18 protein-coding genes and 1 riboswitch are annotated in these 22,138 nt (G+C 66.3%); of the genes, 4 read left to right on the top strand and 14 right to left on the bottom strand.

All coding sequences use genetic code 11. The annotated features are described in order from the left end of the window. Position 1 precedes the first annotated feature (1 nt). Genes exbB through AC5P8F_RS11980 form a run of 3 tightly spaced genes read right to left on the bottom strand, consistent with a single transcriptional unit; the run spans position 2 to position 1,803 of the window. Positions 2 to 730, bottom strand: a complete 729-nt coding sequence (exbB, locus tag AC5P8F_RS11990; protein ID WP_014648318.1) for a tonB-system energizer ExbB — start codon at positions 728 to 730, stop codon at positions 2 to 4. Further along, a complete protein-coding gene (locus AC5P8F_RS11985) occupies positions 717 to 1,184 on the bottom strand; it encodes a YbaN family protein (protein ID WP_495228241.1) in 468 nt (155 codons plus the stop codon). Before AC5P8F_RS11985 ends, exbB begins: the two co-directional genes overlap by 14 nt. Before the next feature lie 31 nt (positions 1,185 to 1,215). Further along, positions 1,216 to 1,803, bottom strand: a complete 588-nt coding sequence (locus AC5P8F_RS11980) for a biliverdin-producing heme oxygenase (protein WP_075076023.1) — start codon at positions 1,801 to 1,803, stop codon at positions 1,216 to 1,218. Between the two features lie 106 nt (positions 1,804 to 1,909). Between AC5P8F_RS11980 and AC5P8F_RS11975 the strand changes: the two genes are divergently transcribed. Next, the gene (locus tag AC5P8F_RS11975; RefSeq protein WP_006390068.1) at positions 1,910 to 2,167 is read left to right on the top strand and encodes a DUF2789 domain-containing protein; all 258 of its coding nucleotides are present in this window, start codon (positions 1,910 to 1,912) and stop codon (positions 2,165 to 2,167) included. A 78-nt stretch (positions 2,168 to 2,245) separates the two neighbouring features. On the opposite strand, the gene AC5P8F_RS11970 is transcribed toward AC5P8F_RS11975, so the two are convergent. The 5 genes from AC5P8F_RS11970 to AC5P8F_RS11950 form a co-directional block, all read right to left on the bottom strand. Then, entirely contained in the window at positions 2,246 to 5,164 is a 2,919-nt protein-coding gene (locus AC5P8F_RS11970) for a TonB-dependent receptor (protein ID WP_495228240.1), read from the bottom strand. A 256-nt stretch (positions 5,165 to 5,420) separates the two neighbouring features. Next, positions 5,421 to 6,356, bottom strand: coding sequence for a FecR family protein (locus AC5P8F_RS11965; RefSeq protein ID WP_049408701.1), 936 nt, complete (start codon positions 6,354 to 6,356; stop codon positions 5,421 to 5,423). 105 nt (positions 6,357 to 6,461) lie between these two features. Further along, positions 6,462 to 6,962: an RNA polymerase sigma factor gene (locus tag AC5P8F_RS11960; protein ID WP_014038389.1), complete on the bottom strand. Its 501-nt coding sequence runs from the start codon at positions 6,960 to 6,962 to the stop codon at positions 6,462 to 6,464. 84 nt (positions 6,963 to 7,046) lie between these two features. Next, positions 7,047 to 7,520: a hypothetical protein gene (locus tag AC5P8F_RS11955; RefSeq protein ID WP_197606361.1), complete on the bottom strand. Its 474-nt coding sequence runs from the start codon at positions 7,518 to 7,520 to the stop codon at positions 7,047 to 7,049. Then, positions 7,520 to 7,990 (bottom strand): hypothetical protein, encoded by a 471-nt coding sequence (locus AC5P8F_RS11950; RefSeq protein WP_495228238.1) that lies wholly within the window; start codon positions 7,988 to 7,990, stop codon positions 7,520 to 7,522. The genes AC5P8F_RS11955 and AC5P8F_RS11950 overlap by 1 nt, the downstream gene beginning before the upstream one ends. Before the next feature lie 209 nt (positions 7,991 to 8,199). Here AC5P8F_RS11950 and ppa point away from each other — a divergent pair, with 209 nt between their 5' ends. Next, complete coding sequence (gene ppa / locus AC5P8F_RS11945) at positions 8,200 to 8,736, top strand: inorganic diphosphatase (protein WP_005410935.1); 537 nt, start codon at positions 8,200 to 8,202, stop codon at positions 8,734 to 8,736. 152 nt (positions 8,737 to 8,888) lie between these two features. Next, complete coding sequence (locus AC5P8F_RS11940; protein WP_014038392.1) at positions 8,889 to 10,010, top strand: HDOD domain-containing protein; 1,122 nt, start codon at positions 8,889 to 8,891, stop codon at positions 10,008 to 10,010. A 59-nt stretch (positions 10,011 to 10,069) separates the two neighbouring features. Here AC5P8F_RS11940 and AC5P8F_RS11935 read toward each other — a convergent pair whose 3' ends face one another. The 6 genes from AC5P8F_RS11935 to thiC all read right to left on the bottom strand — a co-directional run bounded on the left by AC5P8F_RS11935 (position 10,070) and on the right by thiC (position 19,556). After that, a complete protein-coding gene (locus tag AC5P8F_RS11935) occupies positions 10,070 to 10,279 on the bottom strand; it encodes a hypothetical protein (protein ID WP_495228237.1) in 210 nt (69 codons plus the stop codon). 169 nt (positions 10,280 to 10,448) lie between these two features. Beyond that, positions 10,449 to 13,298, bottom strand: a complete 2,850-nt coding sequence (locus tag AC5P8F_RS11930) for a TonB-dependent receptor plug domain-containing protein (protein ID WP_014648326.1) — start codon at positions 13,296 to 13,298, stop codon at positions 10,449 to 10,451. A gap of 49 nt (positions 13,299 to 13,347) precedes the next feature. Beyond that, entirely contained in the window at positions 13,348 to 14,247 is a 900-nt protein-coding gene (locus AC5P8F_RS11925) for a helix-turn-helix transcriptional regulator (protein ID WP_032955994.1), read from the bottom strand. Positions 14,248 to 14,362: 115 nt separating this feature from the next. Then, positions 14,363 to 16,687 (bottom strand): winged helix-turn-helix domain-containing protein, encoded by a 2,325-nt coding sequence (locus AC5P8F_RS11920; RefSeq protein ID WP_046432401.1) that lies wholly within the window; start codon positions 16,685 to 16,687, stop codon positions 14,363 to 14,365. Between the two features lie 259 nt (positions 16,688 to 16,946). Further along, positions 16,947 to 17,618, bottom strand: a complete 672-nt coding sequence (locus tag AC5P8F_RS11915) for an ion channel (protein WP_014648329.1) — start codon at positions 17,616 to 17,618, stop codon at positions 16,947 to 16,949. Positions 17,619 to 17,711: 93 nt separating this feature from the next. Continuing rightward, positions 17,712 to 19,556: a phosphomethylpyrimidine synthase ThiC gene (gene thiC, locus AC5P8F_RS11910; protein ID WP_032955989.1), complete on the bottom strand. Its 1,845-nt coding sequence runs from the start codon at positions 19,554 to 19,556 to the stop codon at positions 17,712 to 17,714. A gap of 82 nt (positions 19,557 to 19,638) precedes the next feature. Beyond that, positions 19,639 to 19,740: riboswitch (TPP riboswitch) on the bottom strand. A 265-nt stretch (positions 19,741 to 20,005) separates the two neighbouring features. On the opposite strand from thiC, the gene AC5P8F_RS11905 reads away from it, so the two are divergent. After that, positions 20,006 to 21,583 carry a BCCT family transporter gene (locus AC5P8F_RS11905; protein ID WP_111202772.1) on the top strand — a complete coding sequence of 526 codons (1,578 nt, stop codon included), beginning with the start codon at positions 20,006 to 20,008 and terminating at the stop codon, positions 21,581 to 21,583. Positions 21,584 to 22,138 lie beyond the last annotated feature (555 nt).

Here is a 22,138-nt window from a genome sequence, read left to right as displayed (position 1 = left end):
CTCAGTGCACCGCGCGCAGCGGCGCCGCAGCGGCACGCGGGACGGCACGATCAAGATCGCGCGACACCAGCTGCTGCACGGCGGCCGACAGATCGCCGAGCAGCCCCCGCAGGCCGGCCAGCACGCGGCTGAAATGGTTGTAGACCAGCACCGCGGGAATCGCCGCGACCAGGCCGAGCGCTGTCGCCAACAGGGCCTCGGCGATGCCGGGCGCAACCACCGCCAGGCTGGTGGTGTTGCTGTGGGCGATGCCGATGAAACTGTTCATGATCCCCCACACCGTACCGAACAGGCCGACGAACGGCGCCACCGCGCCGATGCTGGCGAGCGCGCCGATACCGCGCCGCTGCACGCGCGCGGTTTCCAGCTCGATGCGTTCCAGGCGCGAGGCGACGCGCTCCTTGATGCCGTCGTGGCTGTCCAGCTCCTGCGACAGGCGCAGTTCGGTGCGTGCAGCGTCCAGCATCGTCAGTGCGGCGCCCTGTTGCAGGGTCGCTTCTTCGCTCTGCGTCGGCAGCTGTGCGGACTGCAGCAACAGCGCGCGTGCCGCACGCAGCTGCCGGGCCTGCCGCGCCAGCTCCCAGCCCTTGGCCAGCAGCACGGTCCAGGTGGCCAGCGACGCCAGTGCCAGCGCGATCATCACGGCCTTCACCACCACGTCGGCGGCCAGGTACATGCCCCACGGGGTCAATGCGGGGGCGGCCACAGGGGCCAGGTCAGCAGGCAGCATCGTCTCGGTTTCCATCAGCATCAGGGGTCGCTGCGCGACGGCGGGTCGCACGCGGATCATTGGCGTCGTCCACTTCCACGACCGGATGGGGCTGCAGCCGCGGCGCGGGTCGGCTGAGCACGTAGCCGGCGCTGACCGCGAAGAACAGGCCCACGCCCAGCAGCAGGCGCCACGACGGGTGCGCTCCCCAGCAGAACAGCGCAAAACCGACGGCCATGCCGGCACTGGCGAATGCCTTGCCCTTGCGCGACACCGCACCCTGCTCACGCCACAGCCGCAGTGACGGGCCGTAGCGCGGATGCGCCAGCAGGCGCCGCTCGAACTTCGGCGAGCTGCGTGCGAAGCAGCCCACGGCGACGATCAGGAAGATGGTGGTCGGCATCACCGGCAGCAACGCGCCGATCACCCCGAGGCCGACCATCAACCATCCCAGCGCGAACCAGAGCCAACGCATCAGCGCTGCATCCGCAGGCGGGCACCAGGCATCAGGCGAATTCCACTTCGACGTGGCCGTGCACGCTGCGGAACGCGGCGTCGGCCGCATCGATCACCTGCTGCTCCTGCCTGGCACTCAGCGGTACCGCGTCCAGCGCAGCGGTGAACTCGCGCCAGTGGCGCGCCGCGCCATCCGGATGCGCGGCCAGGTGGCGGGCGCCGAAATCACGATCCAGGCCGAGCCTGGCGGCCATCTTGTACAGCACGGTGCCGCCCAGGTTGGACCCTTCGGCCACATACAGCCACCCCAACGCGGCGGGCAGTTCCAGATCGGACGGCAACGCCGCGATGTCGGCCCCGGGCAGCGTCTGCTCCAGATCCTGCAGGTCGCGCGCCACCTGGGCCAGGCGGCGGCGCTCGCCCAGGTCCGGCAGCAGTGCGTCCAGCGCAGGGTTGGCATACAGCGCATCGATGCTGCGATGGAAGCGATACTGCACGCGCAGGAACCGGGCGAAGTTGCTGCGGTCAGCGAAGATGTCACCGGCCATGATGCGCTTGTCCAGGGCGCCATGGCTGTCGCGGGTGGCGGCCTTGAGCCGCAGGCTGCGGCTGTCTTCAGGGGCGATGTGTGCGTTCATGGGGGATGCCAAGGGGGTCGTCCTGCTGTAGACGTTCGCCACGGGGCTTTCCCCAAGGCTATGTGCGCCGATAATGGCGCATCCCTTCTTACCGCAGGAACCGACGATGATCACCACCGAACCGCGCATGACCAACCTGTTCCTGCAGCTGGGCCTGGACGCCAGCGCCGAGGGCATCGCCCGCTTCATCCGCGAGCACCAGCTGGCCACCGATGTGGAAGTGGTCGAGGCACCGTACTGGAACGATGCGCAGCGCCAGTTCCTGTCCGAGTCGCTGCAGGCCGATGCGGCATGGACCACCGTGGTGGATGAGCTGAACGAGTCGCTGCACGAGGACGCGGTGAAGGCGGCGACGGGGCTGTAAGCGGGGTATCCCCCGCTGGTGGGGTCAGAGCCCTTTCCGGAGGAAAGGGATCTGACCCCAGCGCTCATGCGCGACCGATCAGTACTTCCAGGTCAACGCCAGTCGCGCGGTGCGGCCCGGTGCCGGCATCACGCCCAGGGCCAGCGGGTCCAGGTAGTAACGATCGGTCAGGTTGTCCACGCCGGCTTCCACCGAGAGCTGGTCGTTGAAGCTCCAGCTGGCGAACAGGTCGACCAGCGTGGTCGGCCGGTACAACTGCTGGATCGCCGACAGGCCCACGTTCCAGTCCTTGTCCAGCTTGCTGATCGGGCCGGCGTTGTGGACCACGCGGGTGCCGAAGGCCAGGCGCTCGTCGAACAGGCGCGAGCCCAGGGTCAGGTTGACCATGTAGCGCGGCGGGTTCTGCGTGTTGGTGTAGGAGCCTTCGAAGCCGCCGTCCACGCAGTCGGGCGTGTTGGCCAGCTCGTCATTCTTCCGCTGAGCACCATAGGCACGGCGTTCGGCGGCAATGTCCGACGCGCAGGTCTTGGCCTTGAAGTAGTAGTGCGCGGACAGATCGGCAAATACCTTGCCGCTGTCATAGCTGGACTGGAACTCCATGCCCGAAACCTTGAACTGGTCGACGTTGCGGATCAGGCCCGCCGACAGCGTGCGGTAGTCACGGGTGATCAGGTCGTCGATGCGGGTATCGAAATACGCCAGCTTCAGCGCCACGCGGTCGCCGGCAGTGAACAGGTCGTAGCGGAGGGTGCTGGCGCCGATTTCCCAGCTGCGCGCGCGCTCCGGCTTAAGCTCGCCCACCGGTTTGGCGGCGGTGAACAGGCCCAGCGTGGTCTCGAACAGGCTCGGCAGCTTGGTGCCTTCGGCGTACTTCACGTAGACCATGGTGTCTTCGCTGAAGCGATAGGCCACGCTGGCGGTCGGCGAGAACGCGCTGTCGCGGCGGCGGATCGGCTGCGACCAGTTCCAGCTGACCGGCACTTCCAGATCCTGCGCCTTGCCAGCGTCGTAGAAGTTCCAGCCACCGATGTCGGCCACCGTGCCCTTCTTGTACGGCGAGGCCAGCAGCGATTCCCGGGTGAAGTTGCCGTTGGCATCCGGGTACCAGTTCAGCAGCGCGATGCGCTTGGCCCGCCACGACGGCAGCGCCGGATTGCCATTGAGCAGCTCGGTGTAGCGGTACTGGCCCTGCACCTCATAGGCATCAGGCGTGGCCAGGCGGTTGCGGTCATGCACATCCACGCGGTTCCAGCGGCCACCGGCCAGCAGCTCCCAGTGCTCATCGGGCTGCCACTTCAGCGAGGCCACCGCGCTGTATTCCTTGCGCTCGGCGTTGCGCAGGAAACGGTTGTTGACCAGATCGTCGTGCATGACCGGCCCCGAACTGCCCGGCGCGATGTCTTCGTCGCTGTAGGACAGGCCGTAGTCCAGCGTGAACGCGCCGGCCCGGGTGTCGAACTTCGAGGTATTGCTGACATCCAGGCCGAAGCGCTTCTGTCGCAGCGGATTGCGGTAGGCATCCTTGTAGCCGTGGTCGCCACTGAAGCTGGGCGCGTCGTACCACTCGGTGCGGCGGTCGAAGTACCACGGGGTGATGCCGGTCAGGCTGTTGTACATCACGCTGTCGGTGTCGGTGTACGCGGCGTTGACGCGCAGGTCGATCAGCTCGCTGTCCGGATTGAAGCGGTAGCGCAGGCTGTAGCTGTCCATGTCGACGTGGCCCGGATCCCACTGTGGAATGCGGTCACGATCCACGCGGATGATCTGCGAGGCCATGATCTCGCCGGCAGTGCCTTCATAGCGGCGATAGCCGGCTTCCAGCGTCTGCGTGTCGTCGATGCGCCAGGTACCCTTGAGCAGCGCCGACTTCGAGCGCGAAGAGGTATTGAAAACCTCGGTGCGCGGCGGATTCAGCGGCGCCAGCGTGCGCCGATCCTGCGGGAAGTCGTCGTAGCCGTGGCGGCCGGAGAAGTAGTTGCCGTTGTCACGGTAGGCGTAAGCGGCGACCAGATCGAAGCGGTCCCAGTGCCCTGCGGCGGCCACGTTGAAGAACTGGCTGCCGGTGGCGCTGCGATCGGTGCGCGGTGCCGCACTGTAGGACGGCAGGCTGTTGGCACTGCCATTGGCCAGGCCGCCGCGCACGCGCACGCCGACGTCGCGGCCCTCGCGCAGCACGTCACCGATCTTCAAAGTCTCCATCTCGACCACGCCGCCGATGCCACCGGACGCGTTGGCCTGCAGGCTCGGCCCCTTGGTGATGGTCAGGCTGGAGATCAGGTCCGGGTCGAGGTAGGTGCGCTGCGACTGGCCGGCGTAGCCACGGTAGGTATCCATGCTGGACTGGCCACCGTCGATGATCACCGGCACGCGGCCCTGGCCCTGGATACCGCGGATGTTGACGTCGAAGCCGTTGCCCACGCGCGGATCACCGGCGGTGACACCGGCCACACCCTTGACGATGTCGCCGTTGGAGGTGCCGCGGAAACGCTCCAGATGCGTGCGATTGAGCGTGGTGGTCGAACCCACGCTGCGATAGCTGTCGAGCAGGCGTGCTTCATCACTGGTCGCGCCGCTCCCGACGCGGTCGCCGGCCACACTCAGCGTGTCGGTGACGATCACACCACTGTCGGCCTTCAACGGCGTTGCCGCTTCCAGGGTGACCGCATCGGCGCTGACCCGGCGCACTGCCAGGCCACTGCCCTGCAGCAGCTGCTGCAGCGCCTCGTTGGCCGACAGGCTGCCGCCGACCGCGCGAGAAGTTACGCCACGTGCCAGCGATGCGGGATAGACCACCTGCACACCGGACTGGCGCATGTAGCTGCGCAGCGCGTCATCCAGCGGTTGCGCCGGAATATCGAAGCGCAGCACGGCCGCGTGGTCGCTGCTGGCGCTCTGCGCCAGTACGGACGGCGCGGCACTGGCCAGGCCGGCGGCGAGCAACGCGATGCACAGGCGGGACCGGCGCAGCACGCGGCCCGGGCGATGGAAGTCGAACATGGGGGAACCTGTCAGGTAATCGGTGCCGCGAACGCGGCGTCATCCGCAACACGGGCGGACACGGCGACGTACGTGGCGGCGGCGGGTACGTTCGCGGAGTAAGACGGATGAAAGCGTGGCAACCCCAAGGGGATTTGCAGTCGAAGCAGGTGCCGACGGTTGCGCGCCCGGTTGCAGTGGTGGGTGCCGACGGTTGCGTGGCTGGTTGCAGTGGTGGGTGCCGACCGTTGGTCGGCACCGGGGCAATGGCGTGGATCTACCGATGGACGATGGCGACGCCGAGCGGCAGCCGGGTCACCTGCAATCCAGCCGTCGCGGCCAGCGCATCCAGCGCCTGTTCCGGGCGGTCGATGCGCAACGCCGCGCTTACCGCCGGCAGCTGCGATAGATCACCACGCACGAAGGTCGGGCCAGCGCGATAGCGCCCCACCCATTGCACCGCGTCAGCGACGCGGGCCTGTTCCAACAGCAGCTCGCCCTGACGCCAGGCGCCGACGCTGTCGGCCGCAACGTCCCCCAATCGCCTCACACCACTGTGTTCACCGTAGGCCGCGCGCTGGCCCTGCTGCAGGTAGGTCCAGCCACCGTCAACCGGGCTGGCCATCCGTACCCTGCCCTGCCCGACCTGGGTTTCCACCTGGTCGTGGCCCCGCGCCACGGTGAAGGCGGTCGAGATGTCCTCGACCACGCCATTGCCGGCGCGCACGCTGAAACGTCGCTGCGCATCCGGACTGACCTCGAACCAGGCACGCCCGCGCAACAGCTCGACCTGGCGGGCGTTCGCATCAAAGTGCACGGCAATCGCACTGTCGGCGTCCAGCACCGCACGGCTGCCATCAGGCAGCAGTACGTTCTGCACCTGGTGCGTGCTGCGGTGATCGGACTGCAGGCGCAGCCACGCCTCCGGCCATGCCACCAGCATCGCCAGCATTGCCGCCGCAGCCATGGCCCAACGCCGTCGGCGCGGGCGTCGACCAGCCACGCGGGCCGGCTGCGCTCGCGGCCCGACGCTGCGCCACAGCGCGCGCTCGTGTTCGAAGGCCCTGCGGTGCCCCGGCTGTTGCAGCCAGTGTTCGAACGCCTGCATGCGCGCGTCGCTGATATCGCCCGAGGCCAGCCACGCGATCCAGTCCCGGGCCTGCTCGGCCAGGGCATCGTCATTGGCGGCAGGCAGCATGTTCGGCGGGCTCATCGGCTGGCGGACAGGCGCATTCAAGCGCGGGGCGGAGAAACTGGACCGCATCCACGGTCCAATGATCAAGACGTTTGCGCGAAGGCCAGCCCCAAGGCGGCGCGATCATCGGCCGCTGCGGGCCCAGGCCAGGCGCTGCAGCGCGGTGCGTACGTGATTCTCCACCGTGGTCACCGATACCCCAAGGCGGCGTGCGATCTCGGCCTGGGTCAGGCCCTGAAGGCGGTTGAGCCGGAAGATGGTGCGGGTCGGCTCCGGCAGATGGCCGGCCGCGTCGAGTACCCGCTGCAGCTCGTCCTGCGCCATGGCCTGCTCTTCGGTGGAGATCACCTCGTCCGGCCCCCAAAGGTAGTGATCGGCCAACAGGCGGTTGCGCCGGGTCGACTCGCGGCCGTGGTCGGTGGCCAGGTTGGCGGCCAGCCGGTACAGATAGGCGCGCGGATTGTCGATGGCCTGGCTGTCATCGACCCCACGCGCCTTGAACCACACCGCCTGGATCACGTCCTCGGCGCCGTTGTCGCCCCCCAGTATCCGTTGCACCCGGCGCAGCAGCGCTGGCCGCTCGCGGATCAGCAGTTCGGTGAGGGAGGCAGCATTGGAGGACATGCGCGGAGCCGGGACGACAGACGGGAGGCGCCGCGCATGCTACTCCTCAAATGCGAATCAGTCACGTTTGCATTGTCGAAATGGTCACAGGCAATCAGTCAGCCCCTCGTAAACGTGGGTGCTGGTTCCGGGCAGGGTGGCATGCAGGGCTTCATGGCCGGCGCGCTCCCACGCTGCCAGCAGCTCGTCCAGGCGGGTTCCCGCCGCCAGTGGCAGCATGCAGGCATAGCGTCCCTGGTCAACATCGATCTGCCCGGTCTTCTGGACCCAGGTGTAGCTCCCGGCGAACGTCCAGACACAACGGGTCACAACACCGGTGGCCCGCTGCACTGAGCAACGCAAGCGCATCGCCCGCAGGTTGTAATACTGCCCTTCGCAGAAGGTATCCCCACAGATATCGTCAAAGCCGCGCACCAACAGACGTTCGGCCGCCAGGAAGCGCTCGCGCCCGGTTGCCGGATTCGGGTAGTCACGGGCATCAACAAATTGAGGGGTCGCCTGGGCGTTGGCTGCCATAAGCAGCGCGCAGACCAGCCATCGTGCCGGGAAGACGCGCATCACCCCGCCCTCCCGGTCTTCCGGAGGCAGTCCGGCAGCGCATCGAACAGGCCATGGTCAAGTCCAGGCAGGTTCGCCGCCAGGCCATCTGGTGCTTCCAGTGAAGCATGGAAGGCGTCAACAGGTACCCCTGGCCCCAACTCCAACGGACAGACCCAGCGGCCATTGTCGACCTGCACCTCCCCGGTATCGGCCTGCACGGCCAGCTCGCTGGCCACCACCACCCAGGCACAGCGCTGCACCGTTCCGCGATGGGCCAGCACCGCGCAGCGGACCTCCATCACCCGGTAGTTGCTGTACTCACCTTCGCACCAGGTATCGGCACAGAGCCGTTCGAACTCCCTTGCCAGGGCGGCCTGCAGCCCGTAGGCGCGCTCCCAGTTGGCCTCGGGCCGGGGGTAATCGATCAGGTCCACGTGCAGACCGCGGGCGGAGACAGGCAGGGACGCCAGCAACAGCACGACCCCCATGCATCGGGCATACCAGGACATCGGCGGAACTCCTCGGGAATGAGCGTCCAGCCTGCGCCGGCAGACCCTCCTGGCCCATCGGCCAAGGGCGGCGCCCCCCGTCAGGCCTTGCCGCGTCGGCAGGTCGGCCACCCGCCCGCTGCACAGCGCCCGGCAAAGGCATAAAATGGTGAGCTATCCGTCTATATCCCCCCCACCTGGAGCACACCATGGGTCTGGAACTCGTCTCGCCCGGCAAGAACCCGCCGGAAGAAATCAACGTCATCATCGAGATCCCGAAGGACTCGGAGCCGGTGAAGTACGAAGTGGACAAGGAAACCGGCGCGATCTTCGTCGACCGCATCCTCTCCACCCCGATGCGCTACCCGTGCAACTACGGCTACGTGCCGAGCACGCTGTGTGGCGACGGCGATCCGGCCGACGTGCTGGTGGTGCTGCCGCTGCCGCTGGTGCCGGGCTCGGTCGTGCGCTGCCGTCCGGTCGGCGTGCTGAAGATGAGCGATGAGGCGGGCAGCGACGAGAAGATCCTGGCCGTGCCGGTCTCGAAGATCTTCAGCGGCTACGCCCACGTCGAAGACATCGCCCAGGTCTCGAGCCACTGGCTGGAGCGCATCGGCCACTTCTTCGAGCACTACAAGGACCTGGAGAAGGGCAAGTGGGTCAAGCTGGACGGTTGGGGCGGCGCCGCTGAGGCCAAGCAGATCCTGATCGAGGCGCACCAGCGCCATCTCGACAGCAAGGCCTGAGCCTGAACCGGATCGCTCCGGCGGTACCCTGCCGGAGCGATGCGGGTCACGTTTCATGACGACGGCACATCACTCTTGCTGCCGTATTAGGTAAATTGCGTCACTTCACACGTCATCGACATCCATCGTCGAGACAGCCAGGGGAATGTGTCGTGCGTATTCTGCTTGTTGGGGATGCAGCCAGCCTGCCGGCCGAGCTGACCGAATTCATTGCCGATCTTGGGGAAGACTGGCAGCCGTTGACCGCCACCGATGGCCAGGCCGCGATGACCGCGGTGGCCACGCAGGGCGTGGACGCGGTGATCGTCTGCCCGCAATTGCCGGATCTCAATGCCACCACGCTGCTGGGGCAGATCCGGACCTTGCGCCCGGAGACCATCCGCATCGCGCTGGTCGATGCGCAGCATGGCAACCGGCCGCCGCCGGCGCGCCTCATTGGTGTCGCCCACCGCTTCCTGCCGCTGCCGCTGGCGCCGGAAGTGCTGCTGGAGGCACTGACCAGCCTGGAAGAACTGCGCGAAGTGCTGGACAGCCCGCGCCTGCGCGATGCCATCGGCCGTATCGAGAAACTGCCCTCGCCGCCGCACCTGTACCTGAGCCTGACCCAGGCCCTGGAACATGACGACGACGCCGACAGTGCCGATGTCGCCAAGCTGGTCGCCGCCGATCCGGCGATCGCCGCCAAGGTGCTGCAACTGTCGAACTCCGCCTTCTTCAGCCAGGGCCGCACCATTGCCGACCTGCGCACCGCCGTGACCCGGCTGGGCCTGGCCACGCTGCGTGACCTGGTGCTGGCCAGCGAAGTGTTCTCCGCACCGACGCTGTCGGCCGCCGAGCGCAACTCGCTGCAACAGCGCGCACTGCTGGCCTCGCGGCTCGCCGCACGCCTGCTGCCCGAATCCAGTGCCGAACTGGGAGCGACTGCCGCGCTGCTGGCCGACATCGGCCTGCTGCTGCCGGGTGTGCGCAACGAGCGCAGCGAGCCCTCGCTGGCCGGCGACACCCGCCCTGGCCATGCCGAGGCCGGCGCCTACCTGCTGGGCCTGTGGGGCCTGCCGATGCCGATCATCGAAGCGGTGGCCTTCCACCTGCAGCCGCAGCGCGCCAACACCCGCAGCTTCTGGGTGACCGGTGCGGTGCACGTGGCCCTAGCGCTGGTCAATGGCGATCCGGTGGACGAGGACTACCTGCAGCGCGCAGGCGTGCTGAACAAACTGCCGCAATGGCGCGAACACGCCAATGCGCTGATGGGACTGGTGCCCAGCGACGCCTGAGCGCGTTGCATGATGTCCGGATGACAGAGGGCGCACCCACAAGGTGCGCCCTTTCCATGTCAGCCGGTACCGCAGGCGTCCTGCACGCAGCGACGGTACTGCGACTCGCAGATGACCGGTGACTTGCCACTGGCCAGGCACTGCTGGCGGAACTCCTCACAGTAGAGCCCACCGCCGCAGACCCCGAGGCCCTGCGCGAACACTGCGCCCACCAGCGTTGCGTAGATCAATGCAGCGGCGGATGCCTGCCGCAGCAACGTGTTCTTCATATCCCTCTCCACATGCAAGCGTCCGGTAGTGGACCTCCTGACTGTGTTGATTACGACACGACGGGACCGTGACTGCGCTCACCTTCCAACAATTTCCGGAATTCCCCTACAAGAAAAAGGGCGGACCTTGCGGTCCGCCCTCCTTCTGTTGCTACCGCACTTCGATGAATCAGAAGCGCTGGGTGTACTTCATGTACAGGAAGCGACCCACGTCGAAGCCGCCGTAGTAGGCGAACGCCGAGTTCGGAGCCGAGTACTGCAGGGCACCCTTGTGGTCGAACACATTGTTCGCGCCCAGGGCGATGGTCGCATCCCACGGCGCCTTCCAGCTGACCTGCAGGTCGTGGAAGGTGTTGGAACCGGTGTGACGCAGCGGATCGGTCTCACCGTTGGCCATGTGGTTCGGAGCATCGCACCAGCCGTCAGCCAGCGAGATGCAGCTTTCCTTCATGCCCGAGTAGTAGCGCGCGGTGTAGTTCACACCGAAATCGCCGTACTGCCAGTTGACGCCCAGGTTCGAACGCACGCGGAACAGGCCCGGCTCGCTGACGCGGCCGACCATGATGTTGTCGCCCGCGCTGTTCTGGCGCTGCTCGTCGTACTTGGCGGTGTAGCTGGTCTGCCAGTCGATGCTGAACTGACCAATGGCCAGTTCCGGCAGGCGGTACTTGATGCCCAGATCGTAGCCCTGGGTTTCCATCTTGCCGAGGTTGGCGGTGCCGTAGGTGATCGCACTGACGTGGCCGTCAGCCGCACGGGTCACGCTCGAGCAGCGCGAAGCGTTACCCAGCACGTAGCAGTCACGCAGGATGCGGTCGACGCTGTCAGCGATGATCATGTCGCTGATTTCGTACTTGTACCAATCCAGCGACACGTCCAGGCCCTGCACCCAACGCGGGCTCCACACCAGGCCGAAGGTGGTGCTCTTGGAGGTTTCCGGCTTCAGGTTCGGATTGGCACCCGAGATGAACTGGTCACCCGACTGGCACGGCAGGGTCGAACATTCCTTGCCTGCCTGGCCCAGCTGCACGTAGTTGGCCGGCACGCCTGCGCCGGAGCACGCGGCATTGCCTGCAACGCTGCCCGGAGCCTTCACGCCGCACGGATCGATGTAGGACTCGAAGCTCGAGCTCAGGCCACCGTACAGGTCGCTGATGGTCGGAGCGCGGAAGCCCTCGGCGTAGGTGCCGCGGACCAGCAGTTCATCCAGCGGACGCCAGGTCAGGCCGAACTTGCTGTTGGTGGTGCCACCGAAGTTGCTGTAGTCCGAATAACGGCTGGCAACGTTCAGGGTCAGTTCCTTGGCGAAGGCCATGTCGGCCAGCAGCGGCACGTTCAGTTCGAGGTAGACCTCGTTCAGATCGTACTGGCCGCGGGTCGGCTTCTGGCCCAGGCCGGTGGACTGGCCCGACTGTGCGAAGGCGTCCGGCACGTAGCTGCCTTCTTCCTTGCGGTGCTCGACACCCAGGGCGAAGCCCAGGTCGCCGGCCGGCAGGGTCACGATGGCGCCCGACAGGTTGGCGGTGAAGCTGGTGGTCTTGGTGACGCCACGGGTGGTGAAGGTCGGGAACAGGAAGTCCTGCAGCTCCTGGTTCGCCAGCGAGCCCTGACCCTCAACGCCGTACGGCAGCAGCGGGTTCCACGGACGGCAATCGCCCAGGATCGGGTTGGCGGCGGTGCCGCAGCGGGCAACGCCGCCGGCATCGATGAACGACGGGCCCAGCGCCTGACGCGCGCCGATCAGGCTCATGTCACCGCGGTTGCTCTTGATCGACTCGTTGCGGTTCCACAGCGCGCCGACATCCCAGTCGAAGGTCTTGCCACCCAGCTCGAAGAAGCCGGTCAGGGTCGGAGCGAAGCGCAGGGTCTTCAGCTGGCTGTCAGTGGTACGCGGCACTTCCCACAGGCGGCGGCGGAAGCTGACGTCCTGGCCAACCGGGTTGAAGGCGCTGTCTGCCGACAGCGGGGTGTTGATCGACTTGGAAGCGGACTGGTACGGATAGCCGGCGATCTGCTGGAACGTCTGGCGCTCGTTGTAGAGCACGTCGGTGTTCAGGCTGATCGAATCGGTGAAGTCGTAGGTGCCGTTGATGTAGACCGACTTGCGCTTCACACCGGTCAGCAGGGTCATCTGCTCGTTCGAGTTGGCGAACTCGTCTTCGGTGATCGCGTGGTAGTCGTTCGGGTTCTTCGGATTGCCACCCGGGTTCAGGGTCTGCCACACCGCGCTCGACTTGCTGCAGTCGTACAGCTTCGGGTTGCACCAGCTGCCGTTCTGGCTGATCGGGCTCCAATCAGCCGAGGTGGAGTTCGGACCCAGCGAGCCGTCACGGCTGTACCAGCGGTCCTTGGCCCACACCGGATCCTGCTTCGAGTACTCGGCCGACAGGGTCAGGCTGCCGCGCTCACCGCGGGCACCGAGGGTCATCGAATAGGTTTCGCTGTCGCCGTCGCCCTTGCCGTACTGGCCGACGTAGACATTGGCTTCGCCGCCGTCGAAGTTCTTGCGGGTGATCACGTTGACCACGCCGGCAATGGCGTCGGAACCGTAGATCGACGAGGCGCCGTCCTTCAGGATCTCGATGCGCTCAACGGCCGACATCGGGATCTGGCTCAGGTCCTGCAGACCCGAGGTCGAAGCGCCCAGGCGCTTGCCGTTCATCAGCACCAGGGTGCGCTCGGCGCCCAGGTTGCGGATGTCGACGTAGTAGCCGCCCACGTTCTCGCCCGAAGCCAGCGACTCCGAACGCGAAATGGCCGGGGAACCGGCCGAGGTCAGGTTGTTCAGCACGTCGGCGACGCTCGAGAAGCCCTGCTTTTCCAGGGATTCGCGGGTCATCGTCAGGATCGGCTGCTGGGTCTCCACCGAGGCGCCGCGGATGCGCGAGCCGGTGACCGAAATGCGGTCCAGGTCGGTGGTGCCCTTTGCTTCCTGAGCCGAAGCAAAGGCCGGCGCCAGCGCCAGCGCAATGCCGGCCGGCAGCAAGCCGAACCGCACTGCGGGATTACGAACGTTCATCTATCTCTCCAAGGTACGTGTTAGCAGCGTGTTAAAACACCCCAGCACGTTACGATTGCGTTGCAGCGCTGTATTTGCGCGAACCAACCGGAGACTTTGCGGATTGTGGCGGGAGCAAGCCGCCGTTCTCCCTGAAGCGCGATGCGGACTGGCCGTAGCGGGCGCGGAACGCACGCGCGAAGCTGCAGCAGTTGTCGAAGCCGCTGGCGGCGGCGACCTCGCCCACCATCATGTCGGTGTCGCGCAGCAGATCAGCGGCGCGTTCGAGGCGCAGTCGTGCCGAAAGCGACTGCGGGCTTTCCTCGTACAGGCTCTGGAAGGTCTTGGAGAGGTACCAGCTGGAGAAGTTGGTCAGTTCGGCCAGTTCGCCGATGCGCACCACCCGGTGGCTGTTGCCTTCCAGATAGAGGCGCGCACGCTGCATGCGGCCGAACACCTGGCGCTTGCGGCTGCGCGAGCGGCCTGGGCAGCGCTGCACGTTGTCGGCCAGGCCACGCTGCAGGCCAGCAAGGTGCAGCAGCAGCGGACGCAAGGCCTGGGCCGGCTGGCCGCTGGCCAGCGCATCGCGCCACAAGCGCAGCGCAACGCGGGCGTCACTGCGGTTCATGCGGCCACGACCGGCATACAGGCCACAGTCGGCCATCTCGGTCAGCACGCGAAGCGCTTCAACGTTCAGGTTCAGGCCAACGCACAACCCGTTGCGACCGGCCTGCACCAACGGCCGCGATTCCTTCTCGAAGGCGATCCACTCGCCCTGGCGCAGGCGGAATCGTCCTTCCTTGGCCTCCACCCACGAACTGCCACGCACCTGCATCCAGACAGTGAAGCTGGAGCCGGCGGTCTGCAGGCTGCCCAGCCGGGCCACGCCCAGGCAGGTCGGCGTGACATCGTCGAGCGACCGGTCCAGGGAGACGGTTTGGCCGCGATCGGCCAGCGAGAGTTGACGCATGGGGGCACCACGGATTTGCCTAGTACAGGACTCCGTTTTGCCTAATCAGGCGGCACCGCGTCAGGAAAGTCCGACGAGATCGCCACGAATTCGCGACGAGATCCAGACGAAGAAATTACGAAGGCCCATTTCCACTGAAAAACAATAACTTGGAGAACGCCGGAAACAGCGCGGGGGGGCGTTCGGGCAACCGCATCACACCGATGTCGGCACCATCGCTGACCGCCATCGCCACGAACAGGTCACGCCCGTCAGCGCTGGCGCTGAGTCCGTTGCCGGCGCTGAGCCGTTCCGCATCCAGGCAGCGTTCCGGCTCCGCGCGGCCGGGCAGGATGCGCACGAAGGTGGTGCCACACGTGCTCGAAGTGCCGAGGTAACCGACGCCAGTGTTGCCGGCCACGGTCCAGGCCCGGTATCGCCAGCGGCTGGGCCGGTCATCGCTGATCTGCTGCACGCTGCCCGACGACAACGCGGCGTCGGCCGACCACAGGCCACCTGCGGCCAGGCGGGTGAACAACACGCGGCCACTGCTGCGGTCGAAGCGCGCCTGCGACACCCCTTCGATGCTGGCCAACCGGCGCCAGGGCTGGGTGCTGCGGTCGAACAGACTCAACCGGGTGCGCTGGTCGGCATCGCGCTCGACCACAAACAACTGCTCCGGCGACGCGCCATACAGGGCCTGCAGCGGCTGTTCGGCCGGGACCGGCAAAGGTTGCAGGCGTTCATCGCGTGGCGCGATCTCGTAGACCACCGTGCGCCCATGCGCGTCGCGGCCGACCACGAGCAGCTGGCGGCTGTCGGCCGACCAGTCCGGTGCCTGCCGCGCTTCCGGCCGCAGCCCTTCAATGGGGCGCAGCGAATCCGGCCGCTGCATGTCCGCCCACCACAGGGCGAAGCTGCCGGAGCGATCCGAGGTGAAGACCAGCTGGCGGCCATCCGGCGCTGCCATCGGCTGCCCATCGCGGCCACTGGATGCAAACAGGCGTTCGGGCGCGCCGCTGCCCTGCACCGGCACCTTGAACACGCCGAACTGCGCGCGCCGGTGGACGAAGGCCAGCATCCCGCCACGTCGCGACACGGCGGGCCACTGCGCATCATCCAGGCCGGCATCGCGCAGCGTGTGCCGCTCGACGTCCAGATAATAGAGCCGCGCCTCGCTGTCGACGCGGCGACCGAACACGATGGTGCGGCCATCGTCCAGCCAGGCCCATCCGCGCAGCTCTGCCGCCTCGTTGGTCAGCTGCTCGGGCTTACCGCCCGCGGCCGGCACCCGCCACAGATCGCCCAGCTGCGGATTGCGCACGAACACCAGCCATTGCCCATCGGGCGAGTAGCGCGGTGCGTAGTCGAAGTCGTCCTGGTCGACGCTGTACGCCAGCGCGCGCCACTGACCACTGGCCAGGTCCAGCACGCGGATGCCACGGTGCGCGTAGCGCCCGACCATGCTGCCGAACACCAGGCCGCGACCATCGGGCGTCCAGTCGAAGCTGAGCAGCTCGGTGCCATCGCAGCGCGTGGCCTGGCGCAGGGCGCCACCGGTTGCGCTGGCGATCAGCACCTGGCAGCCACCGTCGGCGGAGAACCGTGCGAAGGCAATTTCGCGACCATCCGGCGACCAGTTCGGGAATCGATCGACGGCACCGGCCGGCGGCGCCAGCAACTGGCGCGCCGGCGCGTTGCCGGAGGTCTGTACCTTGATCGCACCACCGCCGTTGCCATCTTCGTTGGCGCCTTCATAGGCCACCAGCGAACCATCCGGTGACAGCGTGGGATAGGTTTCAAAGCCGCTGGTTGCGGTGATCAACCGATAGGGACGCTGGGGGCTGCCGATCACCCGCGTGCCGTTCTCCACGGCGGCCTCCACCGGCGAACTGCTGGCCGGTGCGCGGCGCAGCAGCAGCGTGGTCATCACCAGCAGCGTGGCCAGCATCAACACGCCCAGCGCCAGCAGCACGCGGCGGCGGACATGGCGCCAGCGGCGGCGCGATTCCTGCGCGCGCGCGGGCAGCACCGCAGCGGCGGCGAGTGCGGGCTGCACGTCCACACCTTCGTCGTCAGGCAAGCCCGCAGCCGACGGCTCCGCATCGTCCAGCGCCTGTACCGGTACCAGAAGCCGATAGCCGGTCTTGGCAATGGTCTCGATGTAGGCCTGGCCGCTGTCGTCGTCGTTGCTGAACGCCTTGCGCAGCTGGGTAACGGCCTGGGTCAGCACATCGTTGGTCGGCAGCGTGTCCGGCCACACCTCGGCGAACAACTCGTCGCGGGTGACCACACGGCCCGGCTGCCGCAGCAGCACGCGCAGCACGCCCAGCGCCTTCGGCGTCAGCCGGCGCGGACGACGCGCACCGACGACCTCGACTTCGCGCGAGGACAGAGTGACGATGCACTCTCCTATCCGTATCCGATCGGACACGGGTGGCTGTATTTCGCTGCTGTTCATTTTCTGCTACACAGTAGAGACAGGTCCCGGGCAGTGTTTGCCTTCGTTACGGTCCCGTCCTGGGAACAGCGAAAAGCCAGACTCCGCACAAAGCATCGGCGCATACCGCAAAAACAATCGAGCGCGCGAATACTAGCCTATGCAAGTTACCTCGCCTATCGCGTGGTCGACATCAGGCTCTCTCTCGCCGACGCATTCACATAATTCGCGACATCATTCGCGCCCTCTTGGGCGCGAAATTTTTATCTGGCGTTCATTTTCACATGCGCCGCAGCATGGTCAATCCGACCAGCCGCGAAACCACCAAAGCCACGTACATCACGCCGGAAAACTGCTCCAGCATGACCAGTGCTCGTGCCTGTGGATGAAGCGGCACGACATCACTCAAGCCGACTCCAGACAGCAAGCTGAAGCTGAGATAAAGCAGCTCCATCCAACTGCGCTGCGCCTGCCCGCCGGTGCCTTGGAAACTGCCCGGATACCACTGCTGGCACACCGCGAACGCGAAGGCGAACGCCCACGCCAGCAGGGTGAAGGTTGCGCCAGCTGCGAACAGTTCGTCGCGGGTGACCTTGTGGTCCTGGAGCATGTAGGCAATCAGGGCGCCAGCCGTGTAGAAGTACAGCAGGCTCTCCAGCACCTGCGCGGTGGTCAGCAATGCGGTGCGCTCGAGCAATGCACCTGCCAACGAGAACACCACCGAGGGAATGGCCAGCAACAGCGCCAGCCAGGTGCCCAGCGGGCTGCGCTGGACCACCCACAGCGCCAGGCCGAGTACCGCCATGCCGAACATGCCCAGTGCCGCGCGGCCGGCGGCGGTGTCATCCAGCGCGGGATACAGCAGCACCGCCAGCAGCTGCGCGCCCAGCAACCAGGCCGAAGGATGCCGGCGGGCAATGGCCAGCCAACGGGTGGTCATGGCAACAGGCATGGTGTCCTTTCCCCGGGATGATGGGCGGAGGATAGCCGGGAGCGGCGTGATGAGCGGTAGTGCCGGCCGCGGGCCGGCACCACCGTCTGCGCATCACCCCTGGTGGTAGACCTCGGCACCCGCGGCGCGGAACTCCTCCGACTTCTCCTTCATGCCGGCCTCGGCGTAGTCACGCACATCCTGGGTGATCTTCATCGAACAGAAGTGCGGGCCGCACATCGAGCAGAAGTGCGACAGCTTGTGCGCATCCTTCGGCAGCGTTTCGTCATGGAACTCCCTGGCCTTCTCCGGATCCAGGCCAAGGTGGAACTGGTCTTCCCAGCGGAACTCGAAGCGCGCCTTGCTCAGTGCGTTGTCGCGTACCTGCGCGCCCGGATGGCCCTTGGCCAGGTCGGCCGCATGCGCGGCGATGCGGTAGGCCATGATGCCGTCACGCACGTCCTGGCGATTGGGCAGGCCGAGGTGTTCCTTCGGCGTCACGTAGCAGAGCATCGCCGTGCCGAACCAACCGATCATCGCCGCACCGATCGCGCTGGTGATGTGGTCGTAGCCCGGCGCGATGTCGGTGGTCAGCGGCCCCAGCGTGTAGAACGGCGCTTCGCCGCATTCACGCAGCTGCTTGTCCATGTTCTCCTTGATCAGCTGCATCGGCACGTGGCCGGGGCCTTCGATCATGGTCTGCACATCATGCTTCCAGGCGATCTTGGTCAGCTCACCCAGCGTCTCCAGCTCACCGAACTGGGCCGCGTCGTTGGCATCGGCGATGCAGCCCGGGCGCAGGCCGTCACCCAGCGAGAAGGTCACGTCATAGGCCTTCATGATCTCGCAGATGTCTTCGAAGTGCGTGTAGAGGAAATTCTCCCTGTGGTGCGCCAGGCACCACTTGGCCATGATCGAACCACCACGGCTGACGATCCCGGTCACGCGCTTGGCGGTGAGCGGCACGTAGCGCAGCAGCACGCCGGCGTGGATGGTGAAGTAGTCCACGCCCTGCTCGGCCTGCTCGATCAGCGTGTCGCGGAAGATCTCCCAGGTGAGCGCTTCGGCGCGGCCGTCGACCTTCTCCAGCGCCTGGTAGATCGGCACGGTACCGATCGCCACCGGCGAATTGCGGATGATCCACTCGCGGGTTTCGTGGATGTGCTTGCCGGTGGACAGGTCCATCACGGTGTCACCACCCCAGCGGATCGCCCACACCAGTTTCTCCACCTCTTCGGCAATGCCCGAGGACACCGCGCTGTTGCCGATGTTGGCGTTGATCTTGGTCAGGAAGTTGCGGCCGATGATCATCGGCTCGCTTTCCGGGTGGTTGATGTTGTTGGGCAGCACCGCACGGCCACGGGCGATTTCATCGCGCACGAACTCCGGCGTGATGATCTTCTGGATCGAGGCGCCGAACGCCTCGCCCGGGTGCTGCTGCAGCAGGCCGGCGTCGCGGATCGCGTCCAGCCGCTGGTTTTCGCGGATGGCGACGAATTCCATTTCCGGCGTGATGATGCCGCGGCGCGCATAGTGCATCTGGGTGACGTTCGCGCCTGCACGTGCACGGCGCGGCAGGCTGCGTGTGGGGAAGCGCACAGCATCGAGCTTCGGGTCGTGCTCGCGATCGCGGCCAAACGACGAACTCAGGCCGTCGAGCTGTTCGGTATCGCCGCGCTCCTCCACCCAGCCACGACGCAGCGCCGGCAGGCCCGCGGACAGATCGATACGCGCGTCCGGATCGGTGTACGGGCCCGACGTATCGTAGACCGTGACCGGTGCATTCTCCTCGCCGCCGAACAGCGTCGGCGTGCGGGTCAACGCGATCTCGCGCATCGGCACCTGCAGATCCGGACGCGAACCGGGTACGTGGATCTTGCGCGAGCCGGGAATGGGCCGGGTCACGGATTCGGAGAGTTGCTGGGCCTGTTGCTGCAGGGCGGAGAGCTGTGCGTTCATCGGGCATCGTCCAGGAAGGTCAGGGACGAAGCGGCGGCGCACTGCGACCGCGCACGGACGGTCCTTGGGCGGTGTCCGGGCACGGCTGCACTGCAAAGCTTCCCTACGCCGGTATGAGCCGGATCAGGTTCCAAGGGACTGTCTCAACCGTGGCCACATGGCCGCGGTACCCCCGCTTCTTGGCGTGCATTAGAGCATAGAGCGCCCGCTCCGGGAGTTGCCCCCGCGGTCAGTTCCGCTTTCCTGTGGAAAGCGGATCTGATCCGGATCGCTGTTCGTTAACAGAACCATGACGTCGCGTTCAGTAACGTGCACGTCCGTCGCCCTCCAGCGACCGATGCGTCCTTCGCCGCCGACGCGGCCCCTGCCCGGTTCGCGCTGCATGCCGCCGGTCCTTCGCTGCAAGCTCTGCTCGCTCCCCTCAATCCCTTGATCGGAGAAGCTCCTTCATGGTGTTTCGCGTTTCCATCGCACTGGTTCTGCTGCTGGTGCTGCTTGCCGGTATTGCACCAGGCCCCTTCAATGCCGTGGTGCAGTCGATGCTGGCAGAAGTCATCCGCAGCGTCGGCTGGCTGTACCTGCTGGTGGTATTCCTGGCCCTGGTGTTCCTGATGTACCTGGCTTTCGGTCGCTTCGGCAACCTGCGCATCGGTGGCGAAGACGCCGAGCCCGAGTTCTCGCGAGCCAGCTGGATGTCGATGCTGTTCGCCGCCGGCATGGGCATCGGCCTGGTGTTCTGGGGCGCCGCCGAGCCCATTTCGCACTTCAGCAAGCCACCGGAAGGGCTTGCTCCGCAGAGCCTGGATGCGGCACGCGCCTCGATGCGCTATGCATTCTTCCACTGGGGCCTGCACCCGTGGGCCATCTATGCGCTGATCGGGCTGGCAATGGCCTGGTTCCAGTTCAACCGCAACGGCCGCGGCCTGGTCAGCGACATGCTGCAGCCGATCATCGGCCGCCACCATCGCGGCTGGATCGGTAGGGTGGTCAACATCGCTGCAGTGGTCGCCACCGCGATCGGTGTCGCGACTACGCTGGGCTTCGGCACCATCCAGATCGCCGCCGGCATCGAGCGCGTGTTCGGCGTGCAGGCTACCGTCGCAGTGCAGATGACCATCATTGCCGTCGCCTTCGTGCTGTATATGGCGTCCACCGCCAGTGGCGTGGAGCGAGGTGTGAAGTGGCTGTCCAATTTCAACCTGGCGTTGGCTGCCCTGCTGGCCGCCATCCTGCTGGTGCTGGGGCCGACCGGCTTCATCTTCGATACCTTCACCACCACGCTGGGCTCCTACCTCAACCAGCTGGTGACGATGAGCCTGCGCATGTCACCGTTCTCCGGCAGCACCTGGGTGGCGGACTGGACAATCTTCTACTGGGCCTGGTGGATCTCGTGGGCACCGTTCGTGGGGTCGTTCATCGCACGCATCTCGCGCGGCCGCAGCGTGCGCGAGTTCGTGATCGGCGTAGTGCTCGCGCCGACGCTGCTGGGCTTCTTCTGGTTCGCCGTATTCGGCGGCACCGCGCTGTGGGCACAGATCTTCGGCCATGCCGACCTGGTGCAGGCGCTGGGCAATGGCTACGAGACCGTGCTGTTCACGCTGTTCGACAGCATGCCGCTGCCGCTGCTGCTGTCGTGCATCGCACTGGTACTGCTGATGATCTTCTTCGTGACCTCGGCCGACTCGGCGGTACTGGTGCTGGCCAGCATGTCCACTGACGAAGCAGGCGATCCTCCGTTGAAGCGCAAGCTGGCCTGGGGCATTGCGGTGGCGTTGATCGCAGCGGCCTTGCTGCTGGCCGGTGGCCTGGATGCACTGCAGGGCATGATCACGATTGCGGCGTTGCCATTCGCGCTGCTGATGGTGCTGGTGATGGTGTCGCTGTACCGCGTGCTCGACCAGGAGTACACGCGTGAGCGGCGGCAGGCGCAGCGCCAGCGGCACATGATCGATGCGTGGATCGCACGCGAGATGGCGGCACAGGAGGAGACGCAGGCCGAGGCCGCGCGCGCGCACGATCAGGATTGAGGGTGTTTTGCAGCCTGCGGCTGCACCGCTTTTTTCAAGCAAGTGCAAGTGCAAGTGCAGAAGCCAAAGCGGCTCTGGGTTACTGCTGGCTGGGCGAGGCGGTGTGGGTGGGCAGGACACGCCGTGAACCCATCCATGGGGGCTCGATGGCGCCATCCATGGCGCCAACGGTCCTGCCCACCCACACCGCCCCACCCCCGACAGATTTCCGGTGACGGTTGGTTCTTCACGCCATGCGTGGATGAGGTGTATCGGAAAACAAGAAGGGGTCGGATCCGTTTTCCTGCGGAAAACGGATCCGACCCCAACCATCAGCACGCGGCTGTTGCTGTTGCTGTTGCTTTTGATCTTCTTTTTTCTTCCTGCGGTGGCGGCCGCAGAAAACTGTCAGAGGCCGGGTGGGTGGGCTGGGCGGGGGTGTCAGCCGCATGGATGCGGCTGCCAAGCCTTATCTGATCGGAATCTGGCAGCGTAGGTGTCGAGAGCCGGCGTGGGCCGCCGTGTAAGCCTGGATCTCGACGATCGCCATGTAGCTTGGCGCCCACGCCGGAATCT

Source organism: Stenotrophomonas sp. YJH_SMC_69, from assembly GCF_059370495.1.
The sequence above is the reverse complement of the archived record's forward strand: the minus strand, read 5'-3'. Positions and strand labels throughout refer to the sequence as shown.